The organism is Amycolatopsis sp. NPDC051045 (assembly GCF_040682955.1).
In the GTDB taxonomy this organism is placed as follows: domain Bacteria; phylum Actinomycetota; class Actinomycetes; order Mycobacteriales; family Pseudonocardiaceae; genus Amycolatopsis.
This window is the reverse complement of sequence record NZ_JBFBCC010000007.1, coordinates 18,743-38,004: the sequence shown is the minus strand read 5'-3', so window position 1 is coordinate 38,004 and position 19,262 is coordinate 18,743. Positions and strand designations below refer to the sequence as shown.

General features: G+C 71.7%; 14 protein-coding genes. 10 read left to right on the top strand and 4 right to left on the bottom strand.

Going from position 1 to position 19,262, the window contains the following annotated elements; translation table 11 throughout:
- The first annotated feature begins 11 nt into the window (after window positions 1–11).
- Together AB0M80_RS18540 and AB0M80_RS18535 are read left to right on the top strand one after the other, a co-directional pair.
- Complete coding sequence (locus AB0M80_RS18540) at window positions 12–1,076, top strand: sensor histidine kinase (RefSeq protein ID WP_364565890.1); 1,065 nt, start codon at window positions 12–14, stop codon at window positions 1,074–1,076.
- Entirely contained in the window at window positions 1,073–1,732 is a 660-nt protein-coding gene (locus tag AB0M80_RS18535; RefSeq protein ID WP_364565887.1) for a response regulator transcription factor, read from the top strand. Before AB0M80_RS18540 ends, AB0M80_RS18535 begins: the two co-directional genes overlap by 4 nt.
- Window positions 1,733–2,063: 331 nt before the next feature.
- On the opposite strand, the gene AB0M80_RS18530 is transcribed toward AB0M80_RS18535, so the two are convergent.
- Both AB0M80_RS18530 and AB0M80_RS18525 read right to left on the bottom strand, forming a co-directional pair.
- Window positions 2,064–3,539: a hypothetical protein gene (locus AB0M80_RS18530; protein ID WP_364565884.1), complete on the bottom strand. Its 1,476-nt coding sequence runs from the start codon at window positions 3,537–3,539 to the stop codon at window positions 2,064–2,066.
- Window positions 3,540–3,541: 2 nt separating this feature from the next.
- On the bottom strand, window positions 3,542–7,279 hold the full coding sequence (locus AB0M80_RS18525) for an ACP S-malonyltransferase (RefSeq protein WP_364565881.1): 3,738 nt from the start codon (window positions 7,277–7,279) through the stop codon (window positions 3,542–3,544).
- Between the two features lie 261 nt (window positions 7,280–7,540).
- Between AB0M80_RS18525 and AB0M80_RS18520 the strand changes: the two genes are divergently transcribed.
- Window positions 7,541–8,737: an MFS transporter gene (locus tag AB0M80_RS18520; protein ID WP_364565879.1), complete on the top strand. Its 1,197-nt coding sequence runs from the start codon at window positions 7,541–7,543 to the stop codon at window positions 8,735–8,737.
- Window positions 8,738–8,810: 73 nt separating this feature from the next.
- Here AB0M80_RS18520 and AB0M80_RS18515 read toward each other — a convergent pair whose 3' ends face one another.
- The gene (locus tag AB0M80_RS18515; protein WP_364565877.1) at window positions 8,811–9,698 is read right to left on the bottom strand and encodes an AraC family transcriptional regulator; all 888 of its coding nucleotides are present in this window, start codon (window positions 9,696–9,698) and stop codon (window positions 8,811–8,813) included.
- A gap of 87 nt (window positions 9,699–9,785) precedes the next feature.
- Here AB0M80_RS18515 and AB0M80_RS18510 point away from each other — a divergent pair, with 87 nt between their 5' ends.
- Window positions 9,786–10,691: an MBL fold metallo-hydrolase gene (locus AB0M80_RS18510; protein ID WP_364565875.1), complete on the top strand. Its 906-nt coding sequence runs from the start codon at window positions 9,786–9,788 to the stop codon at window positions 10,689–10,691.
- A 69-nt stretch (window positions 10,692–10,760) separates the two neighbouring features.
- On the opposite strand, the gene AB0M80_RS18505 is transcribed toward AB0M80_RS18510, so the two are convergent.
- Window positions 10,761–11,261, bottom strand: a complete 501-nt coding sequence (locus tag AB0M80_RS18505; protein WP_364565873.1) for a MarR family transcriptional regulator — start codon at window positions 11,259–11,261, stop codon at window positions 10,761–10,763.
- A 65-nt stretch (window positions 11,262–11,326) separates the two neighbouring features.
- Here AB0M80_RS18505 and AB0M80_RS18500 point away from each other — a divergent pair, with 65 nt between their 5' ends.
- From AB0M80_RS18500 to AB0M80_RS18475, 6 genes are all read left to right on the top strand, one after another.
- The gene (locus AB0M80_RS18500; RefSeq protein ID WP_364565870.1) at window positions 11,327–11,749 is read left to right on the top strand and encodes a hypothetical protein; all 423 of its coding nucleotides are present in this window, start codon (window positions 11,327–11,329) and stop codon (window positions 11,747–11,749) included.
- Between the two features lie 59 nt (window positions 11,750–11,808).
- Window positions 11,809–12,420, top strand: coding sequence for a hypothetical protein (locus AB0M80_RS18495; protein ID WP_364565868.1), 612 nt, complete (start codon window positions 11,809–11,811; stop codon window positions 12,418–12,420).
- A 260-nt stretch (window positions 12,421–12,680) separates the two neighbouring features.
- Window positions 12,681–13,877 carry an LLM class flavin-dependent oxidoreductase gene (locus AB0M80_RS18490; protein WP_364565865.1) on the top strand — a complete coding sequence of 399 codons (1,197 nt, stop codon included), beginning with the start codon at window positions 12,681–12,683 and terminating at the stop codon, window positions 13,875–13,877.
- Between the two features lie 11 nt (window positions 13,878–13,888).
- Window positions 13,889–15,223: an NtaA/DmoA family FMN-dependent monooxygenase gene (locus AB0M80_RS18485; RefSeq protein ID WP_364565862.1), complete on the top strand. Its 1,335-nt coding sequence runs from the start codon at window positions 13,889–13,891 to the stop codon at window positions 15,221–15,223.
- Window positions 15,224–16,000: 777 nt separating this feature from the next.
- A complete protein-coding gene (locus tag AB0M80_RS18480) occupies window positions 16,001–16,150 on the top strand; it encodes a hypothetical protein (protein ID WP_364565860.1) in 150 nt (49 codons plus the stop codon).
- Between the two features lie 95 nt (window positions 16,151–16,245).
- Window positions 16,246–19,257 (top strand): BTAD domain-containing putative transcriptional regulator, encoded by a 3,012-nt coding sequence (locus AB0M80_RS18475; protein ID WP_364565858.1) that lies wholly within the window; start codon window positions 16,246–16,248, stop codon window positions 19,255–19,257.
- Window positions 19,258–19,262: the final 5 nt, after the last annotated feature.

Below are 19,262 nucleotides of genomic sequence, written 5' to 3'. Positions count from 1 at the left end.
CAATTCCCGCCGTGGCCGCCGAGGACGTGATGTTTCCCGCCCAGCTCCGGCGCGCGACCGTGGCGTCGTTCCGCGATCAGCTCCAGGCGGCGGGCAATCGCCTGGCCGAGGTCCCGGAGGCCATGGCCCAGGTGCTGCACCAGGCCGAATCCGTTCTCGACGACGTCCAGACCGCGTTGACGGGCGTCCCCGCGGCCCCCGGCGAAGGCGAACGGCTCAGCGTGGAGATCGGCGCCAGCCGCGCCAGCCGGGGCGTGCACCCGATCGAGTCGGCCCACGCCGCGGTGACGATGTTCCGGGTCCTGCTCCCGGTGGTGCTGGAGCGGACCCGGATCCGTGGCGAGCGGGACGCCATGCTGCTCACCGCCGCCGGCGCGCTGCAGGAGTCGATCATGCACCGGGTCGGCATCGGCGCGGTGGCCTACGCCGGCTTCCTGCTCGGCAAGGTGAACCACTCCCACCGCGACGAACGGCGGCGGATCGGCCGGGAACTGCACGACCGCGCCGCCCATTCGGTCGGTGTGGCCCTGCAGGACCTCGAGCTGTACGACGTCTACTCCGGCACGGACCCGCAACGCGCCCGGTCGCGGATCGGCACCGCCCGCACCGCGTTGCGGGAAGCCCTCGACTCGATCCGCGAGCTCGCCAGGGACCTGCGGGAATCCGCGGTCGAAATCGGCGGCCTGGCGAAGGCGCTCGACGACTACGTGGCCACGCGCGTGCCGGATGGCATCCGCACCACGGTGTCGGTGACCGGCGACGAGCACCTGCCGGACGAGGTGTGCGAGGAGCTGTACCTCGTGCTCCGCGAGGCCGTCCGCAACGTGGTGCTGCATTCGGGCGCGCACACGCTGGAGGTGACCGTCGAGGTGGCCGACGCCCAGGTGCGCGCGACCGTGCGGGACGACGGGCGGGGGTTCGACCTCGCCGCCGCGCTGGCCGCGCGGTCGGGCGTCGGGCTGTCGTCCATGCGGGAGCGGCTCGAGCTCCTGGGCGGGACGTTCACGATCACCGCGGTACCGGACGCGGGGACGACGATCTCGATCGTGGTCACCCACCTCGGGGCGCACCGGTGACCGGGGCGCGCGAACCGAAGGTCACCATCGTCGTCGCCGACGACCACACCCTGTTCCGCCAGGGGCTGCGCGAGCTGCTGTCCACGGATCCGGAGTTCGACGTGACCGGCGAGGCCGCCCACGGGGACGAGGCCATCACGCTGGTCCAGCGGCACCGGCCGAACGTCCTGCTGCTCGACGTCGAGATGCCGGGCCCCGGCGCGAAAGCGGTGATCGAGCGGGTCCGGCGAACGTGCCCCGACACCGCCGTGGTCGTCCTGACCATGCACGACGCTCCCGCGCTCGTGCGCGACCTGCTGGACTACGGCGCGGCCGCGTACCTGGTGAAGAGCATCGCCCGCGACGAGCTCATCACCGCGATCCGGTCGGTCAGCCGCACCCGGGACAACGTGCTGCTGTCGATCCCGCGCGCGACGATGGAGTCGCTGGAGCGCCAGCAAGAGCAGCGGACCCTGTTGTCCGAACGGGAGCTGGAAGTGCTGCGGCTGGTCGCCACGGCGATGAGCAACGCCCAGATCGCCTCGCGCCTGTTCATCAGCGAGGGCACCGTGAAGCGCCACCTCACCAACATCTACGGGAAACTGGGTGCGGTGTCCCGGGTCGACGCGATCAAGAAGGCGGTCCAGGCCAGTCTCATCGAAGGCCTCGACCACTGACCGGTGTCCACTGAGGACGAACGCGTAACCGTGGCGTACCCGCCGTCCGCCATCCTCCGGGTAGCGAAAACCCCTCGACACACCGGAGGTTTCCCATGGCAGCGATGTGGATCGACTCGGTACCCCAGCCGTGTCCGCGCTGTTCGCGGTCGACGGTGCTGGCCACCTGGCGGTGGCGGCGGCAATGGGTGCACGTGGGCACCTGGCGGCCCGAGTGCGAGCGAACCCCCGTCCCGGCGGTCTCGGGTGGCACCCTCGTCGGCGCGAACAGGTGACCACCACGGAAAAATCCCCGGCCACCGGGTGGCCGGGGGATTTCTCGTGCGTGCGCTCAGGACGCGAGCCGGAACCGGAAGTTCCGGAACAGCTCCGTCTCGGCGCGGTCACGGCCCCGCAACCGCAGGGCGTAGCCGACCAACGCGTGGTCGAGCATGAAGAGCCGGTTCCCTTCTTCGCGGCCGCCGTCGGAAAGGTGGTCGACGACCCAGGCCACGGCCGAGCGGCCGCCGTAGCGGTCCGAGGGCACGTAGAGACGGTCCACCGCGCCGATCTCGCCCAGCATGTTCAGCGCGTAGCTGAACGGATAGGGGCGGTTGGCCCGGTCCAGGCCGGTCCGGTCCAGATCGGGGTAGGAGTCCGCCAGGCGATCGAGCCCCTTTTCGGTGATCAGGTCCGCCCGCCCGGTCACCATGGCCGTCTCGATCATGTAGGGGTAGGCGATCCCGTTGCGGAAGAAGTTCGCCCCGGGATCGGCCTCCTCCCACTGCCCCAGCACGTCCTCCACGAAGGCGTTCAGGTCCGGCACCTCCGCGGACAGGCGGCCCAGGTTGTGCAGGGCCACCAGGTAGTACAGCGCCATGTGGGTCCGCTCCACCGGATCGATGCGGCCCAGCAGCTCCTTCGCCTCCGCCAGCCGGTCCTTCCCGTAGGTCAGGTGCTCGGCGCGGCCGGCCATCGCGATGGCGTTCAGCATGGTCAGCAGCGGGTAGATCTTCCCGAAGTCCGCCGTCATCGGCTGCGGGAAGGCCGGCGGGAGGTTCAGCTCGTCCGCACGGTCGAGGTGGTCCAACACCTCCTTCAGGTAGTCCCGGGGTCCGTCGAAGATGTACCGTTCGTAGCCCAGCAGCGAGATCACCGAGAGCAGCATGGATCCGCCGCGCCCGCGGAAGAAGGGCGCGGGGATCCGCTCCAGCAGGTCCAGCGACTCGCGGAGGTGGTTGCGCTCGCCGGTGACCAGCCGGTCCGTCAGGCCCAGCTGCCCGAAGGCGAGGAACACCGCGGTGCAGGCGGAAAGCCGCTCGTAGTCGCCGTGCCGGCCGCTGTTCTCGTCCTCGATCCGGTTCGGCCGGATCTGGTCGGTCACGGCGAGGATCTCCGCCGGGAAGTCCATCCACTCGTTGACCAGCAGCTTGCGGTCCAGGCCGAGCTTGGCGAACGCGTCCATCAGGATGCTGCCCGCCGTGACGCGGTAGTAGGGGTTCTCTTCCGCCCGCACCGCGTCCACAATGGACCCGACGGCCGAGCCGACGTCGGTGCGGGAGAAGTCGACGGCCGGGTTCGCCACGTTCAGGACCAGATCCGCCAGCCGCCGGGAGAACAGCGTGTAGGAGTTGGCCGGTGGCACCTTCGCCGCCAGCAGGTCGAACGTGTGCCGGATCCGTTCGGCGGCCACGGGGTCGTAGTCGATCGGGTACTGGCCGAGCCCGATCCCGCGCACCATGCGGCTCCACGGCGTCGCGATCATGCGTGACTCGGTGGTGAGGTCGTCCAGCCCTGCCACAGGCAGCGCCGGCGATGCACTGGCCATGGTCAGCCCTCCTCTTCCTGCCGGGTACGGCGTACCCGGGTGGTGTGCCGTGCGTCCGCGGCCGGCCGCGTGGCCGGCCGCGTGCTCGTTCGCGTGCCCGTTCGCGGCGCGCGAAGAGTGTGGTGGCCGGGAACCGCGCGACGGCGGCCGGCGGGCGCCGTGCGCCGCTGCCGGCGCTCCAGGTGGGCCGGCGGCGGCACCGCCACCCCCAGGAACTCCGTCCGCTCTCCCGTCAGCATCTCCAGCGCCCAGTTCAGCCACTTGATGCCCTCGCAGTAGATGGCCACCGGCCGGCGCTGCGCCTGGTAGGTGTCGGTCAGTGTCCCGTCCAGCTCCGACTGGAAGTGGAACGGGGGCATGGCCGCGAAATGGGTACCCATCAGGAAGACGAACCGGATGATCCAGTAGGGATCCTTGAGCTGGCGGGATTCCGGGTCGTCCCCGTGCACGGCTGCCATCACGGAGGCGAAGTAGTCCTCCATCCCCTGCGGCGCGGCGGGGTCGACCCGCTCCCCCTTGGCCACCGCATCACGGACCCGGTACGACTTCTGGTACGGGTTCCCCGCCACGAAGCCGACGTCGACCCGGGGCGTCCGCCCTTCGCCGGTCCGGACCCGCAGCGTGAACTGCTCGTAGTGGATCTCGTCGTAGTGGCCGATGGAGTTGTGCCAGGGTTTGTTGTCGTACATCGCGTCGTCGCGGGTGTCCCGGCCGTCGCTCTTGAAGCCGATCGCGCGCGGGTCCAGGAACCGGATCCCGACGGACTCGGCCGTGATCGCCGCCAGCGCCGCGTCGATTTCTTCGCGGGGCGCGCCCGTCTCGATCAGCCACTGGGCGTGCAGCAGCGGTGTGGTGTCTTCGATCTTGATGTTCTCGGTGTTCGTGTCCCCCATCACCAGGGAGTGGAACCGCGGCTCCAGGACGCGGAGGTACTCCGGATGTTCCCGGAACCGGGCCAGGAGCGCCCGCGAGTTGAGGTAGCTGACCCCGTCGATGACGATCCGCTCGGTGTCGAGCAGCTCCGGGGTGAAGGTCCGCGGCGCCGTGCGGCGGCAGAGCGCGAGGCGGTCCTCGATCTTCCGGAAGTAGGAGACGTCCAGGGTCTCGCCCGGGGCGGGGACGCGGTTCACGGTGTGCACGTTCCGGTTCAGCACCCGCAGGATCTGCTCGTAGAGCCGGGCGACGACCGCCGGCGGCGGCGAGTTCCGCTCGACGAACCGGCTGACCTCCTCGCCCGGGACGTAGCTCATTTCGTAGATGACTTCCCGGCACCCGGCCGTGCCGTCCGTCCGCAGGTGCGGCGGCGCCGGGATGGTCCGCTCCCGGATGTCGTACACCTCGGGGAAGTACCGGCGCACGGGCGCCGGCAGCGCCTGCAGGTACTCCGCCTGCTTCCGGGCCTTGGCGAACGGCGGCAGCATCACGCCCCGGCCGTCCGGGTTCCAGCCGACCGTGGTCAGCGCCTCGCTCAGGACCTTCCGGACGGTGGTCCGGTCCTCGCCGTCCTTGCGCAGGAAGATCGTCATCGACTCGCTGCCACCGTTGCCGAAGCCCAGCACGCGTTCCCCGATGCCGACGTAGGCGTTGACCGTCCCGCTGAGCACCCGCCGGCTCCGGGCGTAGCGCACCACCTTTTCGTTCTCCACCGTCATGGACAGGACGCACTGGTCCTCGAACTCGTCGAGCGCCGCGTTGACGCCCGGCGTCCGGGCCTCGGCCAAGGAGCACACGGAGATGACGTCGGCGCGGTGCGGCCCCGCATCCACGCCGGTGGCGGCGAGCGCGGACCCGAGCGACAGGATCCGGCAGTTCCCGTTGAGGTGGATCCGCCGCGGGCCGGTGTCGAGAGCGCCGTCGAAGAGGACGGCACGAGTGGCGGCCGCGATGTCCTTCGTGGACCACAGCGGGACGCCCGCCGGCGAGACGATCGGCAGCTCCGGGTGACCGAGGGAGGAGAGCAGGCGGTCCAGCTCGGCCTCCAGGTCGAGGCCCGTGCCGGCCTCCCGGTACAGGTCGTGGAGGGCCACGACGTCGGCCACGGGCGCCGCACCGGCCGCCACCAGGGCCGTCAGCCAGCCCACGGGGTCACTGCCCTCGAGGTAGCAGTCGTTCTGCCGGAACAGCGCCGGCCGGTCGTGCCGGAGGGCCTGGAACAGGGCCTGCTGCCGGGCGATGGCGGCCGGGCTGTGGTCGGCGAGCCGGTCGAAGTGAACGACCACGACCTCGTGCTGCCCGGTCGTGGCCGTGCTCCGGTCGGCGAAGCGGCCCTCCCGGTCGATCACCCTCAGCTCGGTGCGGACCTGGCCCGGCCGGTCCCCGGTGATCCTCTTCGTCAGGCGCGCTCGCAAAACCAGCTCGCCGTGCTCGACGTCGATGTCGCCGCGATGCCGGTAGGTGTGCTGGAAGACCTCGAGGAGCTCGTAGAAGGCCGGTGCGGCGTCCCGCTCGGGGCGGAGCATCTCGTCGGTGATGACGCGCCGCATGGTGTGGTGGAGGTACTTCTCGCCGAAGCTGTTCATCGCCGACGGCCGGAAGAGGTTGCGGAGCACGTCGAAGTGCCGGTCGTGCAGGCGGTCCCCCGAGTCGCGCAGCCCTTCCAGCTCGGCCAGCAGGCCGTCCACCAGCTTCACCGCGCGCAGCAGCGGGTCCGTCGTGTCCGGGAGCCCGGTGTAGGCGGTCACGGGTGCCGCGATGCCGTTGTCGGCCAGCAGCTGCACGGACTTGTCCCCCAGCCCCAGTTCGACCACCAGCTCGGGACGCAGGCCGGCCAGTGTCGCGACCGTCTCCCGGGACGCCATGACTTCATCGGTGATCGCGAGGATGCCGTTGCGGACGTCCTCGGCCGTGGTGAGCAGGCCCGCCCCGTGGTTCGAGACCACCGGGGTGTGGGGCGCGCGGAACACGATGCCGTTGGCGTCCATGAACCGGCCGAGCGCCTCGCGCACGCCGCTCATCCGTTCGGAGTGGGCCAGGAAGTTCGTCGGTTTCTTCAGTTCTTCGGTCCGCACCCCGGGAAACCGCGCCACGAAAGCGTCGAAATCCGCCTTCACCCCGGACCGCACGTATACGTTCGTCTGCCGATCCGAATAGCGCTTGTGGACCTCCACGTCCGCCTTCGGGTACGTCGCCGCGATTTCGCCGAGGGCCACGGCGAGATCTTCGGCGTCACCCCGCAGCGCGATGACGTGGAACGGCTCGGGGACCAGCCGCCGTCCGCGCAGCGCCTCGGGCAGGTGCACGGCGACCTCCCGCGCGATCGGCTCGTCGGGCACCTCGCCGTCGGCCGCCACCAGCATCAGCGGCGTGAAGACCCGCGCGATCTCGACGCCGTCGGCGATGGACAGCGCTCCGCTCGCCACCGCCGCAGCGATGATCCCGAAACTCTCACCGGTGTAGGCCGTGAAGCTGATCGGCACCCCGCTCTTCGCCGCCGCGCTCCGCAGGTGGGCCTCGAGGGCGACGCTGTGCACGAGGAACGCCGCGCCGAGAAAAGCCTGCTGCGCCAGCTTTCCCGGCGGCAGGTTCTCCGGAACCAGCAGGAGCTGGTCCGGCCGGCCGGGGGCACCGAACGCCTGTGCGCCCTGCCGGTAGACCTCGAGCACCTCCGGGCTCCCGGAGTCCAGCAGGTGGCTGCCGAGGTTCCGGTACGCGGCGCGGCTGCCCAGGCCGGGGAAGACGCCGGCGATGCGATGGCGAAACGGGAGTGCCTTCGTCCGTGAACGGGAAGGAACCAATCTCATCGTCTCTCCCTGAGTTTGTCCGGGACGGGAAACGGGAACCTTTGCCCTACCGTCGGTCGATGTCGCGTGAGCTCCTTGAAAATAGGAGCGGCGGACACCCCGGCTCAAGCGAGCCGCTGCTGGTGGAGCCGATGAGACAGGACGCACTGTTACCAAAGTCGTAGCGACGGTTCCACCTTCGACGGCGGTGCCCGTTTCGGTGCCGGACCTACGATGTGGTCATTCACCCACGAGGGCGTGCGCATTGAATGGAGGGTAGACATGCCTATCGGGCTTCTCGCCTTGGCGCTGGGAGGCTTCGGCATCGGGCTCACCGAGTTCGGGATCGTGGGTCTGCTTCCCCAGGTGGCAGCAGACTTCGGCGTCACCGAGCCGGTGGCCGGGTACCTGGTCTCGGGGTACGCGCTCAGCGTCGCGCTCGGCGCCATCGGGCTCACCTTGGCGATCACCAGGTTCGACCGGAAGAAAGTCCTGCTCGGGCTGATGGTCCTGTTCATCGCGGGCAACCTGATCTCGGCGGTCGCGCCGGTCTACTCGGTGATGCTGCTCGGCCGGATCGTCGCGGCCCTGTGCCACGGCGCGTTCTTCAGCGTCGGCGCGGTGGTCGCCGCGGAGATGGTCGCGGAGAACCGGAAGGCCAGCGCCATCGCGTTGATGTTCGGCGGCCTGACCGTGGCCAACGTGCTCGGCGTCCCGCTCGGCACCCTGCTCGGCCAGCAGCTCGGCTGGCGGTCGACGTTCTGGGCGATCACGGTCATCGGCGTCATCACCATGGCCGGCATCTGGCTGCTGGTCCCGCAGCCGGCGCCGGTCGGCCGCACCAGCCTGCGCGGCGAACTCGGCGTGTTCCGCCGGCCCCAGGTCTGGATCTCGGCGGCGATCACGGTGCTGTCCTACGGCGGCATGTTCGGCGCGTTCACCTACATCGCCTTCACGCTCACCGAGGTCAGCGGCTTCGCCACCACCACGGTGCCCTGGCTGCTGGTGCTGTTCGGGGTCGGCATGTTCGCCGGCAACTTCCTCGGCGGCAAGGCGGCCGACCGGGCGCTGGACAAGTCGTTGCTCGTGATCCTCACCCTGCTCACGGCGGTGCTCGCGGTCTTCGCCCTGACCGCCCGCAGCCAGGTCCTGACGATCATCTCGCTGTTCCTGATGGGGACCGTCGGCCTGGCCACCGCGCCCGGCCTGCAGCTGCGGATCATGCGCTACGCCGAGGACGCACCGACGATGGCCTCCGGCACCAACATCGCGGCCTTCAACATCGGCAACGCGCTCGGTGCCTGGCTCGGCGGCCTGGCCCTGGCGGCCGGACTCGGGTTCGTCTCACCGCTGTGGGTCGGCGCCGCGGTCAACGTCGTGGGTCTCGCCGTCCTGGCGGCCGGATCGGCGGCGGCGCGCCGGCACCGCCCGCAGGTCACGACGGCACAGCAGGAGCCTGCGCAGGCTGTCACCACCTGACGCCGCCTTCGCCGGACTGGACGCCCGCTCCCGTATGGGGAGCGGGCGTCCTGGTGTTCGGAGCCTGGTAAGCCTAAGCCGCGTTGCCGTCACCGGCGGTCCGGAAGCCGCCCGGCGCAACGCCGAACTGGCGCTTGAAAGCGTGCGAGAACGCGAACGCCGAGGCGTAACCGACCTTCGCGGCGATCGACGGCAGGGGAAGGTCCGTGTCCTGGAGCAGGCGCGCCGCCGTCGTCAGCCGCCACCAGGTCAGGTACGCCATCGGCGGCCGGCCCGTCAGCGCGGTGAACCGGCGGGCCAGGGTCGCCCGGGACAGGCCCACCCGGGCGGCCAGGTCCTCGATCCGCCACGGCGCTTCGGGGTGCTCGTGCAGGGCTTCCAGCGCCGCGGCGATTTCGGGGTCGCGCAGGGCCTGCGGCCAGCCCGTGCCCGGGTGGCCGTCCAGCCAGGCGCGGATCAGGTAGACCAGCAGCAGGTCCAGCAGGCCGGTGAGGACCGTGGCCGAGCCCGGCCGCCGGTCGGCCACCTCGCCGCCGAGCAGGTCGATGGCCGCGCGCAGCTCGGGGTGGCGGCCGACCTCGGCGGGCAGGTGCACGACTTCCGGCAGGCTCGCGAGCAGGGGGTGCCGCCGCGCGTGGGCCAGCCGGTACTTGCCGCACAGGAACTCGGTCCGGCCGTCCGGCTCGGCCACCGCCGCTTCGAACGGCACCGCGCCGGTCGCGTCCGGCGTCGAAGAGAGGGTGTGCGCGCCGCCGTGCGGGACCAGGACCGCGTCGCCGGGGCCGAGCGGCACCGGCGTCCCGTCGTCCGGGAGCAGCCAGCCGCTGCCGCGCAGCAGCACGTGGAAGCCCGCGCCCTCGTACGGCGCGAAGCGGTAGCACCACGCCGAACCGGCCCGCAGGCGGTTCGACGCCGGCTGCCCGACTCGCACCGCGGCGATCGCATCACTGAGGACGTCCACCCGGTCATCATATCTCTGAGACGATCACGCATCAGAATGAGTCGCCAGCGCATTGGAACGCTCACAGTGGCGTCCTAGCGTGGAGTCATGCACATCGGTGAAGTCGAAGTCGTGAAGGTCGTCGAGTGGCAGGGTGAGATCGCCCCGGCGCGGGTCATCGTCCCCGGCAGCCCGCCCGAGCTCTGGGCCGACAACGCCGCCTGGCTCGCGCCCGACCACTGGAACCCGGAGACCGGCGGGTACCGCGGCGCCGTCCAGACCTGGGTGCTCCGCAGCGAAGGCCGGGTGATCCTGGTGGACACCGGCGTCGGCAACGACCGGGACCGGCCGCAGATCCCCCTGTTCGGCCACCTGGCGACCCCCTTCCTCGACCGGCTGGCCGCGGCCGGCGTCCGGCCGGAGGACGTCGACGTCGTCGTCAACACGCACATCCACTACGACCACGTCGGCTGGAACACCGAGCTCCGCAACGGGGACTGGGTGCCCACCTTCCCCCACGCCACCTACCTGATCCCCCGCGCCGACCAGGTGTACTTCGACCCGCGCAACGCCCACCGCCGCCCCGCTCCCCGCACCGAACACGAGCAGCTTCGCCGTGAAGGCAGCCTGCTCGTCTACGCCGACAGCGTCGCCCCCGTGCTCGGCCGGGCCGTGCGATGGGAGGGCAGCCACCGCATCGACCGGAACCTGACGCTCGAACCCGCACCCGGCCACACCCCGGGCTCGTCGGTCCTGCGCGTGTCGTCCGGCGCGGACCGTGCGGTGTTCGTCGGGGACCTGCTGCACAGCCCGGTGCAGATCCTGGCGCCGGAGCACAGCAGCTGCTTCTGCGAAGACCCGCAGGAAGCCGCCGCCACCCGGCGCGGTGTCCTCGAACGTGCCGCGGACACCGGCGAACTCGTCGTCCCCGCCCACTTCGGCGGACCGGGCGCGGTCGAGGTCCGCCGCGACGGGAGCCGGTTCGCGCTCCGCCGCTGGGGCGCGCGGGGGTGAGTCCTTCGGGATCCTCGAGTGCCCGGAACGCACATCCGGCGTGTCATGCTGCCGATGGCGCGGGGCGCGTCAGCTGCCGGGCATGGATCCCAGGATCTCGGTGGGCAACCCCAGCGTCTTGACGATCCGCTCCACCGCGTCCCCGAACCGGACGAAGTCCTCCCCCAGCGGCTCGACCACCAGGCGCCGCACCGTGGCGAGGTGTCCGGGGGCCGCCGCTCTCAGGTGCGCGCGGCCCGCGTCCGTCAAGGTCGCGATCGTGAAGCGCCGGCCTTGGCCCGTGCAGACCCTGCGGGTCACCCAGCCGCGGTCCTCCAGCCGGGCCACCGCGTGCGAGATCCGCGGCAATGAGCCGTTGGCCATCTCCGCGATCTCGCTCATCCGCAGGCTTTCCGCCGGCACCACCGACAGCCGGGCCAGGATCATGTAGCCCAGCAGCGTCAGGTCCGCGTCGCGCAGCAGCTGGCTCTCCAGGGCGCCGGGCAGCGTGAGCAGCACCTTCACCAGGTTGATCCACGCCCGTTGCCCATCGTCGCCGAGCCCGCGGGCCGGCTCCTCCTGCTCGCTCACGGCCTTGACTTTAACACGCAACCCCACCTACCTTTGGGTTGAACACGCAACCCAAAGGAGCAGCGATGCGCCCCACCGCCACCCCGCCCCCGGTCACCGCGCTGCGCCTCGGCCTCGCCCTGGTGGCGGCCGCCGTCGTGAACACCGGCATCGCGCTCGCGGCGTCCGCCCTCGACGACGGCGGGATGGGGGTGGGCCTGTCCCCCGCCGCCTACCTGCCCGCCACCGTCGTCGGGCTGCTCGTGGGCGCCGTCGGCTGGACGTTGATCGCCCGCCGGTCGCCCAGGGCGCTGCGCGTGGTCGTGCCCGCGGTCCTCGTCCTGACCTGGATCCCGGACCTGCTGCTGCTCACCACGGGCGCCACCGCCGCCAACGTCGGCGGCCTGATGCTCATGCACCTGGTCGTCACCACGGCGGTCGTCACCGCGCTCGGCACGAGCCGGCCGGCCCCGGCCCACCCGGCCGTCCCGGCCCGCGGCGACGCCTGAACGGAGCACACTGTGGCTCAGGGCCCGGGATCCCCCCGGGCGTCACCCGAGGAGCCCGGATGTCCGAAGGGGATTCGACGCCGACGAGGCGTTCGCTGCACGGCGTCGCGGAGCTGCTCCTGGCGGGCCCGGAGCACCGGGCGACCGGGCGCATCGACCTGCGCGTGACCGACGGCGGTTTCGCGACCACCGCCGGGCCCGCGCTGCGGGTCGAAGGGGACGAACTCGTCACCGGCTCGGCCCGGGTCCGGCTGGCCGGGCGGACCTACGCCGACGTCGCGGCCGAGGCCGGGATCGAGGCGGGCGAACCCGCGGGGGTGTACACCGGCGGACCCGGCATCGCCCCGGCCGAACGGATCACCTGGGAAAGCAAGGCACTCGCGCTCCTGCTCCAAGCCTTCGCCGACGGCGACCGCGCGCTGCGGGAGTTCGCCCCGGACGCGGTCCCGGTGTTGTGGCCCGAGCACTTCGACGTCGCGATCACGGTCGACGAGGTGAACTACGGCGTGTCCCCGGGCGACGGCTACCTCGGCGAGCCGTACGCCTACGTCGGCCCGCACGAGCCGCGGCGGGGCGAGTTCTGGAACGCCCCGTTCGGCGCCGCCCGCCCGCTGCGCGACCTCGGCGGCGCGGTGACGGCGTTCTTCCGCACCGGCCGCGAACACCTCTGACCGCGGCCCACCGGTGAGCCGGGGAACGTGCCACCGCCGGCTCGTTCCGCAATCCGCAGTCCACTGTGTACTGCTCGACGGGCCCACCAGGCCGTGCGGGGCTTCGTCTTCGACGTCGCCACCGGAAAGCCGAACGAAGCGGGGTGACCCGCGGTTTATTCCCGGCGGCCCCCGCTCGTCCCAGCAGTTGGCCGGTCCCGCTCGGTGCGCGGCATCCGGGGCACACTGCGAGCACGGGCCGAGGAGAAGGGAACGCCGGGATGACAGGACCACGGATCGCCGTCGCGCTGGACGGGGCGGGGTGGCACCCCGCCGCCTGGCGGGAACCCGGCGCACGGCCACGCGAGCTGCTCACCGCCGGCTACTGGACCGACCTGGTCCGCGAGGCCGAGGCCGGCAAGCTGGACTTCGTCACCATCGAAGACTCCCTGGCCCTGCAGACCGTGAACTACCTCGACCGGCCGGGCGAGCGGACCGACATCGTCCAGGGCCGGCTCGACGCGGTGCTGATCGCGGCCCGCGTCGCCCCGCTGACCTCCCACATCGGGCTCGTGCCGACCGCGGTCGTCACGCACACCGAGCCGTTCCACCTGTCCAAGGCGATCGCCACCCTCGACTACGTCAGCACCGGCCGCGCCGGGGTCCGCGTGCAGGTCGCCGGGCGCGCGGACGACAACCGGCACTTCGGCCGCCGCGAGTTCGGCGAGTTCCGGCTCGAGGACTCCGCCGAACCGGACAAGCCGAGCGCACTGGCCGACCTGTTCGACGAGGCCGCGGACTACGTCGAGGTGCTGCGCCGGCTGTGGGACTCCTGGGAGGACGACGCCGAGATCCGCGACGTCGCCACCGGCCGGTTCGTCGACCGCGACAAGCTGCACTACATCGACTTCAGCGGGCGCTGGTTCTCCGTCAAGGGCCCGTCGATCACGCCGCGGCCGCCGCAGGGCCAGCCGCCGGTCACCGCGCTGGCCCACGCGGCGATCCCCTACCGGCTCGCTGCCCGCTCGGCGGACGTCGTCTACGTGACCCCCTTCGACCGCGAGCAAGCCACGACGATCGTCGGCGCGGTGCGCGAGGAGCAGGACCGTGCCGGGCGCGGCGACGAGACGCTGCACGTCTTCGCCGACGTCGGCGTGTTCCTCGGCGACACGGACCAGGCCGCGGCGGACCGCAAGGCCCGGCTCGACGACCTGTCAGGCGCGGAATACTCCTCCGACGCCTACACCTTCACCGGAACCCCGGCCGGGCTCGCCGACCTGCTGCTCGACTGGCAGCGCGCCGGGCTCTCCGGCTTCCGGCTACGGCCGGGTGCCGTGCCGCACGACCTGACCGCGATCACCCGCGGCCTGGTGCCCGAACTGCGGTCCCGCGGAGCCTTCCGCACCGAGTACGAGGCGAGCACCCTGCGCGGATTGCTCGGTCTCGCCCGCCCCGCCAACCGCTACGCCGCCGTCTGAGGAGGATCGAGATGACCCGCAAGCAGATCCACCTCGCGGCGCACTTCCCCGGCGTCAACAACACGACCGTCTGGAGCGACCCCGAAGCCGGCAGCCACATCGAGTTCAGCTCCTTCGTCAAGCTCGCGCAGACCGCCGAGCGCGCGAAGTTCGATTTCTTCTTCCTGGCCGAGGGCCTGCGGCTGCGTGAGCAGAACGGGCAGATCTACGACCTCGACGTCGTCGGCCGGCCCGATACTTTCACCGTCCTGTCCGCGCTGGCCGCCGTCACCGAGCGGCTCGGCCTGGCCGGCACGATCAACTCGACGTTCAACGAGCCGTTCGAGGTGGCCCGCCAGTTCGCCTCGCTCGACCACCTTTCCGCGGGGCGCGCCGCGTGGAACGTCGTCACCTCGTGGGACGCCTTCACCGGCGAGAACTTCCGCCGCGGCGGATTCCTCCCGCAGGACCAGCGCTACGAGCGCGCCGAGACGTTCCTCCGCACCGCGTGGGAGCTGTTCGACTCCTGGCGCGGTGACGAGCTCACCGCCGATGCCGAGACCGGCGTGTTCCTGCGCGACCCGGCCGCGGGCGCCTTCGCCCACCACGACGCGCACTTCGACATCGAAGGCCGGTTCCCGGTGCCGCGCAGCCCCCAGGGCCGTCCGGTGATCATCCAGGCCGGCGACTCCGAAGAGGGACGCGAGTTCGCCGCGGCGACCGCCGACGCGATCTTCAGCCGCTACGGCACGCTCGAAGCGGGGCAGGCGTTCTACTCCGACGTGAAGGGCCGCCTGGCCAAGTACGGCCGGACACCGGAGCAGCTGGTGATCCTCCCCGCGGCGACGTTCGTCCTCGGCGACACCGACGCCGACGCGCACGAACGCGCCCACGTCGTGCGGCGGCAGCAGGTCAGCGGACAGACCGCGATCAAGTTCCTCGAGCAGGTCTGGAACACCGACCTGTCCGGCCACGACCCCGAGGGCCCGCTGCCCGAAACCGATCCCGTGGTCGGCGAATCCACGATCGCGCCCGGCCGGGCCAGCGTCCGGATGTACCGCGACCCGCTGGCCACCGCCCGCGAGTGGCGGCAGCTGGCCGAGGCGAAGAACCTGTCCACCCGCGACCTGATCATCGAGGTCACCGGCCGCCAGACGTTCATCGGCTCCCCGGCCACGGTGGCCACGGCGATCGACGACCTGGTCCAGGCCGACGCGAGCGACGGCTTCATCCTCGTCCCGCACGTCACACCGGGCGGCCTCGACGAATTCGCCGACACGGTCGTCCCACTGCTGCAGGAGCGCGGCTCCTTCCGCACGGAGTACACCGGGACGACCCTGCGCGAACACCTCGGCCTGGACACGTGAAGCCGGACCCGGGTCGGGACCTGCCGATCACCCTCGGCAAACTCCTCACCTGAGCAGTGGCCCCGCGGGCCGGTCCAGCACGGGGTGGGCTGCACTCCGCACTCGAGCGAACACTGACGAGCCGGGCGTCATCTGTGCCGTGACGGAACCGGAACGACCCGCAGAGGGACATAGACGACGGTGGCGCCGAAGATTTCCCGGACCACACGGCATCCCGGCACCCGGCGCTCGAGACCGGGCGACCGATCGACGGGTGCGCAGCGGACCCGTGTCCGCGTTGTGGCTACGTGCACCACCCCGATCGCTCCCGCGTCCACGGTCAGCACGACAGCGGCGCGCGGGGCCGCTGCCGCGGCCCGCCCGTGAGCGGGGGCGTGAAGGAGAGTCACCGCCACTGCTACCGCGCACAGCCGCGCAGCCCCGCCGGGCGGGCTCACGGGGCACCCGCCGGCTTCGGCGCAACGACATCCGCGGAGAGCACCGGCCTCCTCCAGCGGGATGCTCCCTTCGAGAGCGCGCGCCGAGCCGCCACGGGCGAGGTGAGAACACCGGGCAGGAGCCCCGCAGTGCGGTCTGGCATGCCGGGCACGGTAGGAAGCCGGGCTATTCACCTCCCATCCCGGTCACCCGGCGGCCGGCCGTGCCCGCCGGTGCCGGTCCGCCCACCCGACCACCGGATCACACTGTTTCCGCAGGTCAGCCCCGCTAATCGGGTGCGGATAGCGTTTGGATAGCTGTCTTCGCCAAGCTTTTCCCACGTCAAGGGGAGGGATCGTCATGAGGAAGAAAGCTGCTGCACTGGTGATCGCGTTGGCGGCCGCGGTGCTGGTCATCACGCCGGTCACGGCGCAGGCCTCACCGGCCGGTGCGTCGATCGTGTCGACGAATCCGGCGTCGGGGTGCGTCGGGTCCAGGACGGGTTGCTGACCCCCCGGACCGAACCGGGCACGTCATGGCCGGCCGGGTTTCCGGGCCGGCCATGACGCTGTACTCCCGGTCCGCCGCCGGTGATACTGGCTGACGTGGGAGCGGAGGGGACACGCCTCGGCGCGTTGCGGGTGGGGATCCTGGGACCATTGGAAGTGTGGTCGGGGGACCGCAGGCTGAGCGCGGGCGGCAGACGCCAGCAACGGCTGCTGGCGTTGCTGGCGCTCAACGCGAATCGCGCCCTCTACCCCGCTCAGGTGATCGACGCCCTTTGGGACGAGGCACCTCCCTCGACGGCGCGCAACCAGGTGTACAACACCGTCGCCAAGTTGCGGGGCGCGCTGGGCGATGCCCGCACGGCGATCGCCACGGACGGGGGGAGCTACCGCCTGGTCGTGGCGGAGGCCGACGTCGACTTCCTGCGTTTCCGACGGCTCGTCACGCAGGCGCAGGCGCAGTACGCGGCCGACCCGCGAGCAGCGAAGCACCTGCTCGAGTCGGCGCTCGGCCTGTGGCGAGGCGACGCGTTGCCGAGCCTCGACGGCCGGGTGTTCGCCGACGCCGCAGTGGCCCTCGAAGAGGGGTACCTCGCGGCCCGCGAGCTGCTGGTCCAGCTTCGCCTGGAGCTGGGCGACACCGGTGGCCTGGCCGCGGAGGTGGCCGGTCTTGCCGCGCGGCACCCCCTCCGGGAGTCGCTGGTGGCCAAGCAAATGGCCGTCTTGCACCGCGAAGGCCGGGCGGCCGAAGCGCTGCAAGCGTACGCGCGGACCAGGACTCTGCTGGCGGAAGAACTGGGTGTCGCACCCGGCCAGGAGCTGAAGGCGCAGTACGAACGGGTCCTCGGCAGCGCGCCGGCAGCGGAGCCCGCGACCCACCCGGAGCGCCGGTACCTGCCGCGGGTCGTCGCCGACTTCACGGGCCGGACCAGGGAAATCGACCGGCTGATCGAGCTGACCGGCGCCGCCGACGGCAGCGCGGTCGTCATCACCGCCCTGGACGGGATGCCCGGTATCGGCAAGACCACACTGGCGATCCGGGTCGGTCACCTGCTGTCCGAGCGGCATCCGGACGGCCAGCTCTTCCTCGACCTCCACGGTCACACGCCGGGTCAGACGCCGGTTCCGGCCACCGCCGCCCTGGATGTCCTGCTGCGCGGCGCCGGCGTACCGCCGGAACGCATCCCGGACGGCCTCGACCGCCGCGCCGAGCTGTGGCGGGACTCGGTGGCCGGCCGCCGGATGCTGGTGGTGCTCGACAACGCCGCCGACGCCGCCCAGGTCCGGCCGCTGCTGCCGGGCACCCCGGGCGTCCAGGTCCTCGTGACGAGCCGGCGACGGCTGGCCATGCTGGAAGGGGCGACGGCGCTCTCCCTCGACCTGTTGAGCGCCGTCGAAGCCGCGGAACTGTTCCGCCGGATCGCCGAACCGGGGCATCCGCCGTTCGACGCGGACCTCGTGCGGGAGATCACCGGTCTCTGCGGCCACCTCCCGCTGGCGATCCGGATCGCGGCGTCGCGCTTGCGGGCGCGGCCGTCATGGTCCCTCGGCTTCCTCGCGGAGCTGCTGCGAGACGAGGACCGCCGGCTCGGCGAGCTGGCCGCGGGAGATCGTAGTGTCGCCGCCGCGTTCGCCGTGTCCTACCAGCACCTCGGCGAGGCCGAGCGAGCCGGCTTCAGGCTGCTCGGGCTGCTGCCGGGCGGGGACTTCGACGTCCACGCCGCGGCGGCGGTCCTCGGCGTGCCGGCCATCGAGGCGGCTCCCCTGCTCGAGGAGCTCGTCGACGCGAACCTGCTGGCCCAGCACGCCGCGACGCGCTACCACTTCCACGACTTGCTCCGCCAGTACGCACAGACGACGACGGTCCGGGAGTGCACGGCAGACGAGCGGCACACGGCGATCCGGCGGCTGCTGGGGCACTACCTCGCACTCGGCCGGGCCGCCGAGCGGATGCTGGACCCGGGAAGGTCCGGCGGCGCGCCCGGTGGCGACGAGGAGCCGATCCTCGAGTCCGCCGAAGAAGCACGGGCCGTGGTAGCGGCGGAGCACCGCAACCTGATCGCCGCTTTGCGGGTCGCGACCAGGCACGCCGTACCGGACATCGCGTCGGACGTCGCGGTCACCTTCGGCCCGTTGCTGGTCCGGCGCGGGTACCTCGACGACGCACTCGACGTCTACGAACGCGGGCTCGAGATGGCCCGGGCCCACGGCGACCGCCGGACCGAGGCGGTGCTGCACCGCAGCAAGGGCCTCGCGCTCATCAACGTCCGAAGGCTGGATGCGGCGCTGGACAGCCTGCGGACCGCGCTCGCGATCGAGGAGGAACGGGGCGACGAGCTCGGAGCCGGCCGGGTGTACACCAACATCGGGATCGTCCACATCCGCAAGGGCCACTTCCGTGAAGCGATTCCGACCCTGCTCCGCGCCGGAAAGCTGGTCGCCACCGCCGGGACGGCACGCGATCGGGCGGCGCCGCTGCTCAACCTGGCCGTCGCCCACACGGGTGTCGGGCACTACGACGCGGCGATCGACTGCAGCCGGGAAGTGCTGGCGCTGACCGGCCTGGACAACCCCTACCTCGAGGCCACCGGCCTGCTGAACCTCGGCTACGCCCTCGCCGAGCGCGGTGACACGGGTGCGAGCCGTCCGTTTCTGGAACAGGCCTGCTCGCTGGCCCGTCGGATCGGCGCCACGGAGGTCGAAGCGCGCGCCCTGGTGTTCTTGGCCGCGGGTTTCAGCGCGCAGGGCCGCCACGACGACGCGCTCCAGCGCTGCCGGACCGCGCTGACCCTCGCCCGGGGCATCGGGCACAAGGACGTCGAGAACCGGGCGCTGACGGAGCTCGGGAGGATCCACGCCACCGCCGGCGCACCGGCGGACGCCCGCAGCTGCTTCACCGAAGCACTGCGCGTGTCCACGGAGGACAGAAGCAGTCAAACCGACGTGCTGGCCCATGACGGCCTGGCCAGAGTGGCCTTGTCCGTCGGCGATCGGCCGTCGGCGGTGGAGCACTGGACGACGGCCCTGTCGTTGGCCCGAGCGACCGGATTGCCGATCGCGGAAGGAATCGGGACCGAACTCGATCGGCTCACCGCGGAAGAACAGACCTGATCGTC

Bases quoted from the DNA above. Each gene is read 5' to 3' on its own strand.
- AB0M80_RS18530 (WP_364565884.1), bottom strand. From the start codon at position 3,539: ATGGCCAGTGCATCGCCGGCGCTGCCTGTGGCAGGGCTGGACGACCTC.
- AB0M80_RS18525 (WP_364565881.1), bottom strand. From the start codon at position 7,279: ATGAGATTGGTTCCTTCCCGTTCACGGACGAAGGCACTCCCGTTTCGC.
- AB0M80_RS18520 (WP_364565879.1), top strand. From the start codon at position 7,541: ATGCCTATCGGGCTTCTCGCCTTGGCGCTGGGAGGCTTCGGCATCGGG.
- AB0M80_RS18510 (WP_364565875.1), top strand. From the start codon at position 9,786: ATGCACATCGGTGAAGTCGAAGTCGTGAAGGTCGTCGAGTGGCAGGGT.
- AB0M80_RS18500 (WP_364565870.1), top strand. From the start codon at position 11,327: ATGCGCCCCACCGCCACCCCGCCCCCGGTCACCGCGCTGCGCCTCGGC.
- AB0M80_RS18495 (WP_364565868.1), top strand. From the start codon at position 11,809: ATGTCCGAAGGGGATTCGACGCCGACGAGGCGTTCGCTGCACGGCGTC.
- AB0M80_RS18490 (WP_364565865.1), top strand. From the start codon at position 12,681: ATGACAGGACCACGGATCGCCGTCGCGCTGGACGGGGCGGGGTGGCAC.
- AB0M80_RS18485 (WP_364565862.1), top strand. From the start codon at position 13,889: ATGACCCGCAAGCAGATCCACCTCGCGGCGCACTTCCCCGGCGTCAAC.
- AB0M80_RS18480 (WP_364565860.1), top strand. From the start codon at position 16,001: ATGAGGAAGAAAGCTGCTGCACTGGTGATCGCGTTGGCGGCCGCGGTG.